15 protein-coding genes are annotated in these 14,105 nt (G+C 72.4%); 9 read left to right on the top strand and 6 right to left on the bottom strand.

The window, feature by feature from the left end; genetic code table 11:
- Position 1: 1 nt before the first annotated feature.
- On the bottom strand, positions 2 to 706 hold the full coding sequence (locus JE024_RS09515) for a class III extradiol dioxygenase subunit B-like domain-containing protein (RefSeq protein WP_205373167.1): 705 nt from the start codon (positions 704 to 706) through the stop codon (positions 2 to 4).
- Between the two features lie 53 nt (positions 707 to 759).
- The gene (gene miaB / locus JE024_RS09520) at positions 760 to 2,250 is read right to left on the bottom strand and encodes a tRNA (N6-isopentenyl adenosine(37)-C2)-methylthiotransferase MiaB (RefSeq protein ID WP_205373168.1); all 1,491 of its coding nucleotides are present in this window, start codon (positions 2,248 to 2,250) and stop codon (positions 760 to 762) included.
- Positions 2,251 to 2,377: 127 nt separating this feature from the next.
- On the opposite strand from miaB, the gene JE024_RS09525 reads away from it, so the two are divergent.
- Entirely contained in the window at positions 2,378 to 3,376 is a 999-nt protein-coding gene (locus tag JE024_RS09525; RefSeq protein ID WP_205373169.1) for a TAXI family TRAP transporter solute-binding subunit, read from the top strand.
- Between the two features lie 152 nt (positions 3,377 to 3,528).
- On the opposite strand, the gene JE024_RS09530 is transcribed toward JE024_RS09525, so the two are convergent.
- Positions 3,529 to 4,920: a sensor histidine kinase gene (locus JE024_RS09530; RefSeq protein ID WP_205373170.1), complete on the bottom strand. Its 1,392-nt coding sequence runs from the start codon at positions 4,918 to 4,920 to the stop codon at positions 3,529 to 3,531.
- Between the two features lie 15 nt (positions 4,921 to 4,935).
- Positions 4,936 to 5,646 carry a response regulator transcription factor gene (locus tag JE024_RS09535; RefSeq protein WP_205373171.1) on the bottom strand — a complete coding sequence of 237 codons (711 nt, stop codon included), beginning with the start codon at positions 5,644 to 5,646 and terminating at the stop codon, positions 4,936 to 4,938.
- Positions 5,647 to 5,922: 276 nt separating this feature from the next.
- Here JE024_RS09535 and JE024_RS09540 point away from each other — a divergent pair, with 276 nt between their 5' ends.
- The 8 genes from JE024_RS09540 to JE024_RS09570 all read left to right on the top strand — a co-directional run bounded on the left by JE024_RS09540 (position 5,923) and on the right by JE024_RS09570 (position 12,282).
- Positions 5,923 to 6,708 carry an amino acid ABC transporter ATP-binding protein gene (locus JE024_RS09540; protein WP_280521552.1) on the top strand — a complete coding sequence of 262 codons (786 nt, stop codon included), beginning with the start codon at positions 5,923 to 5,925 and terminating at the stop codon, positions 6,706 to 6,708.
- Positions 6,709 to 6,765: 57 nt separating this feature from the next.
- Positions 6,766 to 7,611, top strand: a complete 846-nt coding sequence (locus JE024_RS09545) for a glutamate ABC transporter substrate-binding protein (protein ID WP_205373172.1) — start codon at positions 6,766 to 6,768, stop codon at positions 7,609 to 7,611.
- A 75-nt stretch (positions 7,612 to 7,686) separates the two neighbouring features.
- Positions 7,687 to 8,355 carry an amino acid ABC transporter permease gene (locus tag JE024_RS09550; protein WP_205373173.1) on the top strand — a complete coding sequence of 223 codons (669 nt, stop codon included), beginning with the start codon at positions 7,687 to 7,689 and terminating at the stop codon, positions 8,353 to 8,355.
- Positions 8,352 to 9,257, top strand: a complete 906-nt coding sequence (locus JE024_RS09555) for an amino acid ABC transporter permease (protein ID WP_205373174.1) — start codon at positions 8,352 to 8,354, stop codon at positions 9,255 to 9,257. The genes JE024_RS09550 and JE024_RS09555 overlap by 4 nt, the downstream gene beginning before the upstream one ends.
- A 201-nt stretch (positions 9,258 to 9,458) precedes the next feature.
- A complete protein-coding gene (locus JE024_RS09560; RefSeq protein ID WP_205373175.1) occupies positions 9,459 to 11,060 on the top strand; it encodes an FAD-dependent monooxygenase in 1,602 nt (533 codons plus the stop codon).
- A gap of 32 nt (positions 11,061 to 11,092) precedes the next feature.
- Positions 11,093 to 11,179: a putative leader peptide gene (locus tag JE024_RS42265; RefSeq protein ID WP_315986099.1), complete on the top strand. Its 87-nt coding sequence runs from the start codon at positions 11,093 to 11,095 to the stop codon at positions 11,177 to 11,179.
- A gap of 66 nt (positions 11,180 to 11,245) precedes the next feature.
- The gene (locus tag JE024_RS09565; RefSeq protein ID WP_205373176.1) at positions 11,246 to 11,812 is read left to right on the top strand and encodes a cupin domain-containing protein; all 567 of its coding nucleotides are present in this window, start codon (positions 11,246 to 11,248) and stop codon (positions 11,810 to 11,812) included.
- Positions 11,803 to 12,282, top strand: a complete 480-nt coding sequence (locus tag JE024_RS09570) for a rhodanese-like domain-containing protein (RefSeq protein WP_372449859.1) — start codon at positions 11,803 to 11,805, stop codon at positions 12,280 to 12,282. The genes JE024_RS09565 and JE024_RS09570 overlap by 10 nt, the downstream gene beginning before the upstream one ends.
- A gap of 71 nt (positions 12,283 to 12,353) precedes the next feature.
- On the opposite strand, the gene recX is transcribed toward JE024_RS09570, so the two are convergent.
- Together recX and recA are read right to left on the bottom strand one after the other, a co-directional pair.
- On the bottom strand, positions 12,354 to 12,923 hold the full coding sequence (gene recX, locus JE024_RS09575; RefSeq protein ID WP_205373178.1) for a recombination regulator RecX: 570 nt from the start codon (positions 12,921 to 12,923) through the stop codon (positions 12,354 to 12,356).
- Between the two features lie 3 nt (positions 12,924 to 12,926).
- Complete coding sequence (gene recA, locus JE024_RS09580; protein ID WP_205373179.1) at positions 12,927 to 14,051, bottom strand: recombinase RecA; 1,125 nt, start codon at positions 14,049 to 14,051, stop codon at positions 12,927 to 12,929.
- Positions 14,052 to 14,105: the final 54 nt, after the last annotated feature.

Genomic DNA, 14,105 nt, shown 5'->3' on the forward strand with positions numbered 1-14,105 from the left:
ATCAGGACCAGGCGGCCACCATGTACCCCACGCCGTACGGCGCGTCCTCGAACAGCAGGCGCCCGTCCATGCCGCGGTCCTCCGCCGCGCCCGCGAGCACCTGCCAGGGCGCGCGGCCCGCGGCCTTCAGCTCCCGTGCGAGCGCCTCGTCCAGGGCGCCCAGCGCCCCGGTGTCGGCGGCGCCGAGTGCCCGGGCGGCCTCCTGGTCGAAGGCGGCGGCGCGCTCGTCGAGGTAGCCGGGGGCCTTGAGGGTCCGGCAGGCGCTGCCGTCGCCCATCACCAGCAGGGCGACCCGCCCGGCCCGTGCGGCCAGGGCCCGGCCCGCGTCGGCGCAGTCGGCGGCCGTGCGGGTGTCCGCGACCGCCAGGCCCTCGACCGGGCAGGCCGACCAGTGCGCGTGGTCCAGCAGCCAGGCGGCCACGGCGAGCGAGGGTGGCAGTTCGGGGCCGGCGCGGCCTTCGCCGAGCCGTACCCGGGTGTCGACGCCGAAGCCCCGGAAGGACCCGCCGCTGCCGGGCGGGTACGTGCCGGCGGCTTCGGCTTCCGAGGGCCCGACCACCAGCAGGAGATCGGGCCGGGCCGCGGCGAGCAGCCCCACGGCGTCGGCGCACGCGTCGCGGGCGGCGTCCAGCTCGGGGGCGGCACCGGCCGCGACCTCGGGCACGAGCAGCGGAGGACAGGGGCACACGGCGGCGGCGACAAGCATGATCGCCAGCCTAGGGCCTATCCGTACCGTCCGGGCCGGGCCGGGGCCGGGTGTCAGTCGCAGCCGCAGCCGGGGGCGGCGGCCGCGGGCAGCGGGGCGGGGGCGCCGATGCCGGGCAGGCCCAGCATCACACCGGCGGGCTTGACGGCCTCGGCGGCGTTCCGCTTCTCCCACGCGTCGCCGGACCGGGTGCGCCGGACGGCCTGCACGGCGCCCTCGGCGAGCAGATGGTGCGGGGCGGCGTAGGTGATCTCGACCGTGACCACGTCACCGGGGCGGACCCCGGCGTCGGGCCTGGTGAAGTGGACGAGCCGGTTGTCGGGGGCGCGGCCGGAGAGGCGGTGGGTGGCGCCGTCCTTGCGGCCCTCGCCCTCGGCGACCATGACCTCCAGGGTGCGGCCGACCTGCTTCTTGTTCTCCTCCCAGGAGATCTCCTCCTGGAGCGCGACCAGGCGCATGTAGCGGTCCTGGACGACCTCCTTCGGGATCTGGCCGTCCATGGTCGCCGCGGGGGTGCCGGGGCGCTTGGAGTACTGGAAGGTGAAGGCGTTCGCGAAGCGGGCCTCGCGGACGGTGTGCATCGTCTGCTCGAAGTCCTCCTCGGTCTCGCCGGGGAAGCCCACGATGATGTCCGTCGAGATGGCGGCGTGCGGGATCGCGGCGCGCACCTTCTCGATGATCCCGAGGAAACGCTCCTGCCGGTAGGAGCGCCGCATCGCCTTCAGCACGGTGTCCGAGCCGGACTGGAGCGGCATGTGGAGCTGCGGCATCACGTTCGGCGTCTCGGCCATGGCCGCGATCACGTCGTCGGTGAAGTCCCGCGGGTGCGGCGAGGTGAAGCGGACCCGCTCCAGGCCCTCGATCGCGCCGCAGGCGCGCAGCAGCTTGCTGAACGCCTCCCGGTCGCCGATGTCGGAGCCGTAGGCGTTGACGTTCTGGCCGAGGAGGGTGATCTCCGAGACGCCCTCGGCGACCAGCGCCTCGATCTCGGCGAGGATGTCGCCGGGCCGGCGGTCCTTCTCCTTGCCGCGCAGGGCGGGGACGATGCAGAAGGTGCAGGTGTTGTTGCAGCCGACCGAGATCGACACCCACGCCGCGTACGCGGACTCGCGGCGGGTGGGCAGCGTCGAGGGGAACGCCTCCAGCGACTCGGCGATCTCGACCTGCGCCTCCTCCTGCACGCGGGCGCGTTCGAGGAGCACGGGAAGCTTGCCGATGTTGTGCGTGCCGAACACGACGTCGACCCAGGGCGCCCTGGTGACGATCGTGTCGCGGTCCTTCTGCGCGAGGCAGCCGCCGACGGCGATCTGCATCCCCGGGCGCCGCGTCTTCATGGGCGCGAGGCGGCCGAGATTGCCGTACAGCTTGTTGTCGGCGTTCTCCCGCACCGCGCAGGTGTTGAAGACGACGACATCCGCGTCGCCGTCGGCACCCTCGGGCGCGCGCACGTAACCGGCGTCCTCCAGCAGGCCGGAGAGGCGCTCGGAGTCGTGGACGTTCATCTGGCACCCGTAGGTGCGCACCTCGTAGGTTTTGGCACTCATCGCGCCCACCAGGGTACGGGGTCGACACGCCGTCCCGCGCCGGGCCGGGGGCCTCCCGCGGGGCCGGCGGGGCGCCCGCCGGGGACGGGCCTGGCCAGCACGGCGGGTGACCTGGCAGGATCGCGCCATGTTCCCGGGCACCTTGCGCACCAGCCGCCGCCGGGCCCTCGCGGCCGCGGCGGCCCTCCTGGTCGTCCTGGGGCTGCTGGCATGGTGGCTGGTTCCGTTCGGCCGCACCTCGCCCAGCGGGGAGCTGACCTTCAGCACGGGATCGCGCAGCGGCGTCTACCAGCGGTACGGGGTGCTGCTGGAGAAGGCGCTCGCCGAGAGCATGCCCGACGTCGACATAGAGCTGCGGACGAGCGAGGGATCGCAGCAGAACCTCGCGCGCCTGGCCGCCGGTGAGGCGGACTTCACCATCGCCACCGCGGACGCCGTCGCCACCTACAAGCGGGACGGACTGCCGGGCGCGGAGCGGCTGCGCGGCTGCGCCCGGCTCTACGACGACTACGTCCACCTCATCGTGCCCCGGAGCTCGCCGGTGAAGTCGGTGGCCGACCTGCGCGGCAAGGTGGTGGGCGTCGGCCAGCCCGGATCGGGTGTCCGGCTGGTCGCCGACCGGCTGATGACGGCAGCGGGGCTCGACCCGCGGCACGACATCACCCCCGTCCCCGCGGGCATCGACTCGATGCCGGGACGGCTGGAGAGCGGCGGTCTCGACGCCTTCTTCTGGTCCGGCGGCCTGCCCACCAACACGGTGCGCGAGCTCTCGGAGCGGTTCGAGATCCGGCTGGTCCCGCTGGAGCCCGAGCTCGTCGGCAAGCTGCACGCCACCGGCGGCTCCACCAGCTACTACCGCTCCGCGGTGATGCCGGCCGACGCCTACCTCAAGGCGCAGGGCGGTGTGCCGGTGCCGACGGTGGCCGTCGCCAATCTGCTGGTCACCACCGACCGCGCCGATCCCGCGCTGACCGAGGGCTTCACCCGGGCCGTGATCGACAGCCGCGACCGGATCGGCAAGACGGTGCACCCCGCCCAGCTCGTGGACCTGCGCACGGCCGTCTACACCGAGCCGCTCCCGCTGCACGAGGGCGCGCGCCGCTACTACCGCTCCGCGAAGCCCTGAGGGCTGTCCCGCATTCCCCGGACCGGCCGGGGAGGCCGGTGCGCTCCTGCCCGGTCCCGTCCGCGAAGCCGTCGGATTCCCGCCCTGCCCGGCCGCCAGGGCCGTCGCGCTCCCGCCCGGGAAGGCCGTCGTCCCCCGGCCCGCCCCGCGGCTCAGGTGCCGGGGTTGCGGGGCACCGTGACGGTCACCTTCAGCCCGTGCGGCTCGTTGGCGGCGTAGCCGATCGATCCGCCGCCGGCCGTGAGCAGGGCCCGGGAGATCGACAGCCCGAGCCCCGACCCCCTGACGTTCTGATGGCGCCCGCTGCGCCAGAAGCGGTCGCCGATGCGGGCCAGCTCGTCGTCGGTGAGGCCGGGCCCGTGGTCGGCGACGACGACGCAGGCGGTGTCGCCGGACGCCCCCGCCTCGACGGTGACCGTCTCGCCGCGCGGGGTGAACTTGAGCGCGTTGTCGATCACCGCGTCCAGCGCGCTGGAGAGCGCGATGGGGTCCGCCCAGGCGGTCACCGCACCGGTGTCGCCGGTGAGCCGCACCCCCTTCTCCTCGGCCAGCGGCCGCCAGGCGCCGACCCGCTCGGCGGCGAGCGCGCCGATGTCCGTCAGCCGCAGATCGGCGGAGGCGTGCTCCGCGAGCGCCAGGTCGAGCAGGTCGTCGAGGACCTGGGCGAGGCGCTTGCCCTCGGTGCGCACCGAGGCGATCTCCGCGTTGCCCTCGGGCAGTTCGAGCGCGAGCAGCTCGATCCGCAGCAGCAGCGCGGCCAGCGGGTTGCGCAGTTGGTGGGAGGCGTCGGCGACGAAGGCCCGCTGCTGCTCCAGCACCTCTTCGACGTTGTCGGCCATCTCGTTGAACGAGCGGGCCAGACGGCGCAGTTCGGGCGGGCCGCCGGCCGCGGCGACCCGGGAGTTCATCCGGCCCGTGGCGATGTCGTGGGTGGCCGCGTCGAGGACGCGCACCGGCTTGAGCACCCAGCCGGTGAGGCGGAACGCCGCCCCGACGGCGACCAGCATGGCCGCGGCCTCGCCGGCCGCGATCAGCAGCCAGCCCCGCAGCACCTCCGAGCGGAGCTGCCCGGTGGGCGAGTCGGTGAAGACGACCGCGACGACGTCCCCGTCGCGCACCACGGGCGAGGCGACGACCAGACGGCGGTTGCCCTGCCAGGGCCAGACCTGCGGCGGGTCCTCGCTGCGGCGGCCGGTGAGCGCCTCTTCGAACGCCGCGAGCCCCTCGCCCTCCGAGGGGATGCTCCACTCCAGCGGGGCGCGCGCCATGGAGTTGCGCTCCCGGTAGAAGACGCCCGCCCGGATCCCGTAGATGTCGTGGTAGCGGTCGAGCTGCTCCTGGAGCGTGGCGCGCCGCTCGTCGCTGCCGTCCGGACCGTCCGTGACGAACTGGGCCAGCGCGGCGAACCGCACGGTGTCGTCGATGCGGTCCACCACGACCTGCTGCTGCTGAGCGGCCGCGAGGCTCACCGCGAGGGGGAAGCCGAGCGCGAGCAGCACACCGGCCATCAGGACGATGAGGAGCGGGAGGAGGCGGGTACGCACCGGGGCGCTCGGACCTTATGCCGCGCCGGGCGCGACGAGCCGGTAGCCCACGCCGCGCACCGTCTCGATCAGCGCCGGCATGCGGAGCTTGGAGCGCAGGGAGGCCACGTGCACCTCCAGGGTGCGGCCGGTGCCCTCCCAGCTCGTGCGCCAGACCTCGCTGATGATCTGCTCGCGCCGGAAGACCACGCCCGGCCGCTGCGCCAGCAGGGCCAGCAGGTCGAACTCCTTGCGGGTGAGCTGCACGGCGGAGCCGTCGACGGTGACCTGCCGGGTGGACAGTTCGATCACCACCGCGCCGAACCGCAGGGCGTCGTCGCCCGCGCCGCCCTGCGCGCTGTCCTCCGGCGCTCCGGTGCGCCGGCTGACGGCGTGGATCCGGGCCAGCAACTCACCGGTGTCGTACGGCTTCACCACGTAGTCGTCGGCGCCGAGGTTGAGACCGTGGATGCGCGAGCGCACGTCGGAACGCGCGGTGACCATGATCACGGGGGTCGAGGTCAGCGTGCGCAGCTTGCCGCAGACCTGGTAGCCGTCCTGGTCGGGCAGCCCGAGGTCGAGCAGGACCACGCCGAAGGGCGGCTTGTCGGGGTGGGTGTCCGGCAGCACGGCGCGCAGCGCCTCCTCGCCGTTGCGGGCGTGGACGACCTGGAAGCCGTGCTTGGCCAGCACCGCGGACAGGGCGGCGGCGACGTGGTCGTCGTCCTCGACGAGGAGCAGCCTCATGGACCCGCCTCCCTTCGGTTTCTCGTGCGGCGGTGGGATGCATTGTTGCGAAATCTCCAACAGGGCATGAACGCCGATGGCCGCGCTCTCAGTCAAGGGGCCACTTGTTGCACGGAGGTTTCCGTTACCCACCCGGTACGCTGATCATCGTCCTGTTCACGCATAGTGTCCGGTTGCAGCCATATCGTTATGCTCAATTTCCGCTCAGATGTGATGACGCTGGTCGCACTGCGTGATTAGGGTCCTCCCAACCGAGGAGGATGGAGCAAGAGGCCGATGAGCGAAGTGTCAGTGACCAAGGACGCCGAGGGAGCGCAGCCCCCGGCCGGCGACCTGGTCGTGCTGAGCAACGTGAACAAGCACTTCGGCGCGCTGCACGTGCTCCAGGACATCGACCTGACCATCACCCGCGGCGAGGTCGTCGTGGTGATCGGGCCGTCGGGTTCCGGCAAGTCCACGCTGTGCCGCACCATCAACCGCCTGGAGACGATCGACTCCGGCGAGATCACGATCGACGGCAAGCCGCTGCCCCAGGAGGGCAAGGAGCTCGCCGGCCTGCGTGCCGACGTGGGCATGGTGTTCCAGTCGTTCAACCTGTTCTCCCACAAGACCGTGCTGGAGAACGTGACGCTGGGGCAGGTCAAGGTCCGCAAGGCGGACAAGAAGGCGGCCGAGACCAAGGCCCGGCAGCTCCTGGACCGGGTGGGTGTGGGGGCGCAGGCGGAGAAGTACCCGGCGCAGCTCTCGGGCGGTCAGCAGCAGCGCGTGGCGATCGCGCGGGCGCTGGCGATGGACCCGAAGGTCATGCTCTTCGACGAGCCGACCTCGGCCCTCGACCCCGAGATGATCAACGAGGTCCTCGAGGTCATGCAGCAGCTCGCCCGGGACGGGATGACGATGGTGGTCGTCACCCACGAGATGGGCTTCGCCCGCTCCGCCGCCAACCGGGTCGTCTTCATGGCCGACGGCAAGATCGTCGAAGAGGCGCAGCCCGAGGAGTTCTTCAGCAACCCGCGCAGCGACCGTGCCAAGGACTTCCTGTCGAAGATCCTTCACCACTGAGACCTGGATCCCACCCCCGATCCATCACTTCGCTCCAACTCTAGGGAAGTCATCATCATGAAGCTTCGCAAGGTCACCGCCGCCTCGGCCGCCGTGCTCGCGATCACCCTGACGGCCACCGCCTGCGGCGGCGGCGAGAAGGACAGCGCCGACACCGGCTCGTCCGGCGGCGGCGAGAAGGTCACCATCGGCATCAAGATCGACCAGCCCGGTCTCGGCCTGAAGACCCCCGACGGCTCGTACTCGGGCTTCGACGTGGACGTCGCCAAGTACGTGGCCAAGGAGCTCGGCTACGACGAGAAGAACATCGAGTTCAAGGAGACGAAGAGCGCCGACCGCGAGACCGCGCTCTCCCGCGGCGACGTCGACTTCATCGCCGCCACCTACTCGATCACCGACGAGCGCAAGCAGAAGGTCGACTTCGCCGGCCCCTACCTGCTCGCCCACCAGGACCTGCTGATCCGCGCCGACGAGGACGTCAAGGACGGCGAGGACCTCAACGGCAAGAAGCTCTGCTCGGTCACCGGCTCGACCTCCGCGCAGAACGTCAAGAAGGACTTCGCCCCGAAGGCCCAGCTCAAGCAGGTCGGCACCTACTCCGAGTGCCTCGCCGCGCTGCAGAGCGGTGCCGTCGACGCCCTGACCACGGACGACTCGATCCTCGCGGGCTACGCCTCGCAGGACCAGTACAAGGGCAAGTTCAAGCTGGCCGGCCTCAAGCTGAGCAACGAGAACTACGGCATCGGCGTGAAGAAGGGCGACCAGGAGATGGTCGACAAGATCAACGCCGCCCTGGAGAAGATGGTCCAGGACAAGTCGTGGGACAAGGCTGTCCAGGCCAACTTCGGCCCGGCCAACTACCAGAACGAGCCCGCGCCGAAGATCGGCAACATCGTCCAGTGAAGTACGGCCGCACGGCGCGCCGCCCGCTGAGGGCGGCGCGTCCGGCCTTCCCCACACGCGGAAGCACGGGAGATCGTGTTCGACATTTTTGAAGGCTACGACCTGCTCGGGGCGTTCTGGGTCACGGTGAAGCTCACCGTCTTCTCCGGGATCGGTGCCCTGGTCCTCGGGACCGTGCTGGCCGCGATGCGTGTCAGTCCCGTCCCGCTGATGCGCGGCTTCGCCACCGTCTACGTCAATGTGGTCCGGAACATTCCGCTGACCGTCATCATCGTCTTCTGCTCGCTCGGTCTCGCCGACATCTTCGGCATGACCCTGGGTGCGTCGGACGACTTCGACGAACTGGCGTTCCGGCTGGCCGTCCTCGGCCTGGCGGCCTACACCGCGGTCTTCGTCTGCGAGGCCGTGCGCTCGGGCATCAACACGGTGCCGGTGGGCCAGGCGGAGGCGGCGCGCGCGATCGGGCTGAGCTTCACCCAGGTCCTGAGGCACATCGTGCTTCCGCAGGCATTCCGCTCCGTGATCGGCCCGCTGACCAACGTGCTGATCGCCCTCACCAAGAACACCACGGTCGCGTCGGCCATCGGCGTGGCCGAGGCGGCTCTCCTGATGAAGGAGATGATCGAGAACGAGGCGCAGCTCCTGCTGATCTCGGCGGTGTTCGCCCTCGGGTTCGTGATCCTGACCCTGCCCACCGGTCTCATCCTCGGCTGGGTCGGCAAGCGCATGGCGGTGAAGCGATGACCTCCGTCCTCTACGACGCCCCCGGCCCCCGGGCCAAGCGGCGCAACATCTTCTACACCGCGGCCTTCGTCGTCCTGCTGGCGCTGGGCCTGTGGTGGATCTTCTCGGTGATGAGCGACAAGGGCCAGCTCGAGTGGTCCCTCTGGGAGCCGTTCGTCACCGCCCAGGCGTGGACCACCTATCTGCTGCCCGGTCTGGGGAACACGCTCAAGGCGGCGGCCCTCTCGCTGGTGATCGCCCTGCCGCTGGGCGCGGTCTTCGGCATCGCCCGCATGTCCGACCACCGCTGGGTGCGGGTGCCGGCCGGTGTGATCGTCGAGTTCTTCCGCGCGATCCCGGTCCTGCTGCTGATGCTGTTCGCGAACGAGTTCTACTCGGCCTACACGGGCGTGAGCACGGAGGTCCGCCCGCTGTACGCGGTGGTCACCGGTCTGGTGCTCTACAACGCCTCGGTCATCGCCGAGATCGTGCGGGCCGGCATCCTCTCGCTGCCGAAGGGGCAGTCGGAGGCGGCCAAGGCGATCGGTCTGCGCAAGGGCCAGACGATGACGAGCATCCTGCTGCCGCAGGCCGTGACCGCGATGCTGCCGGCCCTGGTCAGCCAGCTCGTCGTCATCGTGAAGGACACCACGCTCGGCGGCGCGCTGCTGGCCTTCCCCGAGCTGCTGAACGCCCGCGGGACGCTGGCCGCGAACTACGCCAACGTCATCCCGAGCTTCATCATCGTCGCGATCATCTTCATCGTCCTGAACCTGCTGCTCACGACCTTCGCCTCGTGGCTGGAGCGCCGCCTGCGGCGCGCCAAGCGCAGCAGCGGCGCGGTGCTCGCGGCGGACACCGCGGGCGCCGAGGAGCCGGTCGCCGAGCCCGGCGTCAAGACCGACGACGGACGCGGTACCTGACGGATCGTCCGATGTTCGACACCCGAGGGGCGGTGGCCGTGCGGCCACCGCCCCTCGGCGCACATGGTGTCGCTTGACGCGGGCACTCGCAGTGAGTTGCATACGTTCTGTGATCGCGCACCGGGCTTGTTCCGCAGCTCCCCGCCCGCCCCATGAGCCCCAGGCCGCCCCGTCGGCCGCCGTCCTTGGGGGAGCCGTCCCGTGGACCCGGTGATCGTGGTCGGGGCGGGCCCCGCCGGGCTCGCTCTCGCCCTCTCCCTCGCCGCCCAGGACGTGCCGTCCGTGGTGCTCGACGAGACCGGCGGCAAGGACGAGTCCCGCCCGGCCCGCACCGTCGTCCTGCGCGCGGACACCGCGGCGGCGGCCGAACGCCTCGGCTGCGCCACGCTTCGTGACGAGGGAGTCCGCTGGACGGGCTGGCGTTCGATGCTGCGCCGCCAGGAGATGCGGCGGCTGCCCCTCGGCGACGCCGTCACGCCCGCCCCGCTGCACGTCCCCCAGCACGCCCTCGCCCGGGGCCTGCGGGAGGCCGTCGCGGCCGAGCGGCTGGTCAAGCTGGTCACCGACAGCCGCCTCGACACCCTGGAACAGGACCGCACCGGGGTCACCGCCCACACCCGCGGCCCGTCGGGGACCTGGTGGCGGGGCAGCTATCTGGTCGGCTGCGACGGGGCCCGGTCCACCGTGCGCAAGCTCCTCGGCATCCGCTTCCCCGGCCGCACCGCGGTCGAACGCCACGCGGTGGCCGCGCTGCGCACCGAACTGCCCTGGCCCGGGGAGGCGTTGCTGCACCGGCGGCCGCCGTGGCTGCCGGGCACGGAGGAGGTCACGGCCCGGCCGCTGGCGGACGGGCTGTGGCGTCTGGACTGGCTGCTGCCGCCCCGGGGGGACCTGGTCACCCCGGAGAGCCTGGTGGCCCGGGTGCGCGACACCCTCGCCGGCTGGTGCGGCGAGACGCCGGCGTACGAACTGCTCGACACCGGCGTGCACACCATCCACCACCGGCTGGCCAGGCGCTGGCGGGTGGACCGGACCTTCCTCGCCGGCGACGCCGCCCATCTGCTGGGCGCCCTCGGCACCCAGGGCGTCGACGAAGGACTCCGCGACGTCGGCAACCTGGCGTGGAAGCTGGCACACGCCTGGCACCACGGTGCGTCGTCCGTGCTGCTGGACAGCTACCAGGACGAGCGGCGCACGGCCGTCGCGGCGCGGCTGCGGGCCGCCGACCAGTCGCTGCCGATACTGCGCAGCGGAGGCGGGCTGCGGACCTATCTGCCGGGCGCGGCCCGGGGACACGACGCCATGCTCACCGACGGTCACCTCGGGCACGGGCCGCTCGGCGCACCGCCCGTCCACACCCACTCACCGCTCGCCCCGGAGCCCACGGCGAGCTGGGCGCCGGTGGCCACCCGGACCGGCGCGCCGGTCGAGGACGTGCGGGTGACGGCGCCGGACGGCACCACCGGCACCCTGCGCGGGCGGCTCGGCCGGGGGCTGCTCGTGGTGCTGGTCGCCCCCGGCACCGGGGTGTGGGACCGGCGGCACTGGGTCAGCGCGGGGGTGATGCCCCGGCTGGCGACGGCGGTGGACGGTCTTCCCGTACGGGCCGAACTGCTGGTGACCGAGGCCTATCCGGGCGCCTCCGCGCACACCGTGCTGCTCGTCCGGCCCGACGGGCATCTCGCGGCCGCGTTCGCCGGGGTCCGTCCCGGCGAACTGCACGCGGCCGCGGACGCCGTGCGCGGCGGCGCGCCCGCGGCGGACCGCGCCGGCCGGGGCGCCCGCACCGCGGACGTCGATTGACCGGCGGAGATCCACATGGTGTACTCCGGAGCGTGACCGACACCTATGCGCGCCTGTGGCGGAGGGTCCATATGGACCTCGTCCGCTACGCGGGCTGCGTGTGTCGACCGTCCTGCTGACTCGCCTCCCCCGCGCCACGGCCCGCTGCGCCGTCGCGCCCTCCCGCGAACTCAGGACGGTTTCCCGTGTCCCAGCCCGCCCAGCCGCTCTCCCCTCCCGCCGCTCCGCATGCGGACGGCGAGGGGGCGTCCCGCTCGTCCGGCCCCAGTGCGGCCGAACTCCTCGACTTCGTGCGCCGCGCCGCCGCCGACAGGGAACTGATCGCCTCGCTCCCCCGCGACCCCGAGGGGCGCACCTGGCTGCGGCTCGACGGTCCGCGGGGCAGCGAGGCATGGCTCATCGGCTGGCCGCCCGGCACGGGCACCGGCTGGCACGACCACGCCGAGTCGCTGGGCGCGTTCGCCACCGCTGAGGGCGAACTGACCGAGTACTCGCTCGCCGTCCGGCTGCCGTCGAGCGGCTGGCGCAGCCTGGAGCTGAACGAGGGCGTGGACCGGGAGCGGCGGCTGCCCGGCGGGAGCGCCCGCGCGTTCGGCGCCCACCATGTGCACGAGGTGCTCAACGAATCGGCTACCGAGCACGCCGTCTCCGTCCACGCGTACTATCCGCCGCTGCCGCTGATGCGGCGCTTCAGCCGGTCCGGCGCGGTGCTGCGGCTGGAGCAGGTGGAGCGCCCGGAGGACTGGCAGTGAGCGCGCGGCCGGGCATCGACGCACTGCTGGAGCGGATACGCGAGGGCTTCGAGCGGGTCGGTCCGCGCGAGGCGTACGAGGCGGCCGGGGACGGCGCGCTGCTGGTGGACATCCGCTACCAGGCGCTGCGGGAGCGCGACGGGCTGATCCCGGGCGCCGTGGTGGTGGAACGCAACGAGTTGGAGTGGCGGCTCGACCCGACGGGCAGCCACCGCCTGGCGGAGGTCTCGGGCCCGGGGCTGCGCGTCGTGGTGATCTGCAACGAGGGGTACGCCTCCTCGCTCGCCGCGGAGTCGCTGCACCGGCTCGGGCTGCACCGGGCGACGGACCTGACCGGCGGCTTCCAGGCGTGGCGCGCCGCGGGCCTGCCGGTCGCCGGCTGGACCCCGGAGACGGGCGCCCCCGCGCTGCCCGCCGTGCACCGCGAGCACTCGGCCCCGCCCGCCACGGGCACCCCCGGCCGGGACTGACGGCAGCGGTCCTGCGTGCCGCCGGCGGCGCCCTTCGGGGCACGCCCGCGGTACGGGGGGCGGCGGCCCCGTCAGAAGCCGGTGTCCTCCAGGTCGTCCACGTCCTCGCCCTCTTCCTCCAGGGCGCGCCGCACCACGCGCAGGGACATGCCCTCCGGGTATCCCTTGCGGGCGAGCATCCCGGCCAGGCGCCGTATCCGGCGGTCCCGGTCGAGGCCCCGGGTGGACCGGAGCCGGCGTGCCACCAGCTCCCGGGCCGTCTCCTCCTCCTGGTCGGAGTCGAGCCGGCCCACGGCCTCGTCGATCAGGGAGGAGTCGACTCCCTTGGTGCGCAGCTCGCGTGCCAGCGCCCGCCGGGCGAGTCCGCGCCCGTGGTGGCGGGACTCGACCCACGCGCCGGCGAAGGCGGCGTCGTCGATCAGGCCCACGTCCTCGAAACGGGAGAGGACCTCCTCCGCGACCTCCGGAGGGATCTCCCGCTTGTGCAGGGCGTCCGCGAGCTGCTTGCGGGTGCGGGGGGTCCCGGTGAGCAGGCGCAGGCAGATCGCCCGCGCCCGCTCGACCGGGTCCTGCGGCGGCAGCGCCTGCCCGGCCCTCGACGGGTCGGCGCTGTCGCCCGGCCATGGGGTACGCCGGGCCATGGATCAGGCCTTGGCCGCCGCCGTCTTGGCCGACTTGGCCTTGGTCGCGGGCGCCGGCACGGACTTCGCCGCGTCGTCGGCCGCGGCGGTGGCCGCCGGCTCGGCTCCGGGCTCGGCCGCGGCGTCCTCCGGGCGGACACCCACGCCGAGCTTGTCCTTGATCTTCTTCTCGATCTCGTCGGCGAGGTCGGGGTTGTCCTTGAGGAAGTTGCGGGCGTTCTCCTTGCCCTGGCCGAGCTGGTCGCCCTCGTACGTGTACCAGGCGCCGGCCTTGCGGACGAAGCCGTGCTCAACGCCCATGTCGATCAGACCGCCCTCGCGGCTGATGCCCTGGCCGTAGAGGATGTCGAACTCGGCCTGCTTGAAGGGCGGGGCGACCTTGTTCTTCACGACCTTGCAGCGGGTGCGGTTGCCGACCGCGTCCGTGCCGTCCTTCAGGGTCTCGATACGGCGGATGTCGATGCGCACCGAGGCGTAGAACTTGAGCGCGCGGCCACCGGTCGTGGTCTCCGGCGAGCCGAACATCACACCGATCTTCTCGCGGAGCTGGTTGATGAAGATCGCGGTGGTCTTGGACTGGTTGAGCGCGCTGGTGATCTTGCGGAGCGCCTGGCTCATCAGCCGGGCCTGGAGGCCGACGTGGGAGTCGCCCATCTCGCCCTCGATCTCCGCACGGGGCACCAGGGCCGCCACGGAGTCGATGACGATGAGGTCGAGGGCGCCGGAACGGACCAGCATGTCCACGATCTCGAGGGCCTGCTCGCCGTTGTCCGGCTGGGAGAGGATGAGGTTGTCGATGTCGACGCCGAGCTTCTTGGCGTACTCCGGGTCGAGCGCGTGCTCGGCGTCCACGAAGGCCACCTGGCCGCCCGCGCGCTGGGCGTTGGCGACGGCGTGCAGGGTCAGGGTCGTCTTGCCGGAGGACTCGGGGCCGTAGACCTCCACCACGCGGCCGCGCGGCAGGCCGCCGACGCCGAGGGCGACGTCCAGAGCGGTCGACCCGGTGGGGATGACCTCGATGGGCTCGTTCGGCCGCTCGCCGAGGCGCATGACGGCGCCCTTGCCGAATTGCCGTTCAATCTGTGCGAGCGCGGCGTCGAGCGCCTTCTCGCGGTCGGTTCCTGCCATGGGTTCCACCCGATTTGCTTGAGTCGATCGCTTCACGTCAAAGACGCTAACCCC

Source organism: Streptomyces zhihengii, from assembly GCF_016919245.1.
In the GTDB taxonomy this organism is placed as follows: Bacteria; Actinomycetota; Actinomycetes; order Streptomycetales; family Streptomycetaceae; genus Streptomyces; species Streptomyces zhihengii.

Bases quoted from the DNA above. Each gene is read 5' to 3' on its own strand.
- JE024_RS09540 (WP_280521552.1), top strand. From the start codon at position 5,923: ATGAGCGAAGTGTCAGTGACCAAGGACGCCGAGGGAGCGCAGCCCCCG.
- JE024_RS09525 (WP_205373169.1), top strand. From the start codon at position 2,378: ATGTTCCCGGGCACCTTGCGCACCAGCCGCCGCCGGGCCCTCGCGGCC.
- JE024_RS09515 (WP_205373167.1), bottom strand. From the start codon at position 706: ATGCTTGTCGCCGCCGCCGTGTGCCCCTGTCCTCCGCTGCTCGTGCCC.
- miaB (WP_205373168.1), bottom strand. From the start codon at position 2,250: ATGAGTGCCAAAACCTACGAGGTGCGCACCTACGGGTGCCAGATGAAC.
- recX (WP_205373178.1), bottom strand. From the start codon at position 12,923: ATGGCCCGGCGTACCCCATGGCCGGGCGACAGCGCCGACCCGTCGAGG.
- JE024_RS09545 (WP_205373172.1), top strand. From the start codon at position 6,766: ATGAAGCTTCGCAAGGTCACCGCCGCCTCGGCCGCCGTGCTCGCGATC.
- recA (WP_205373179.1), bottom strand. From the start codon at position 14,051: ATGGCAGGAACCGACCGCGAGAAGGCGCTCGACGCCGCGCTCGCACAG.
- JE024_RS09535 (WP_205373171.1), bottom strand. From the start codon at position 5,646: ATGAGGCTGCTCCTCGTCGAGGACGACGACCACGTCGCCGCCGCCCTG.
- JE024_RS09555 (WP_205373174.1), top strand. From the start codon at position 8,352: ATGACCTCCGTCCTCTACGACGCCCCCGGCCCCCGGGCCAAGCGGCGC.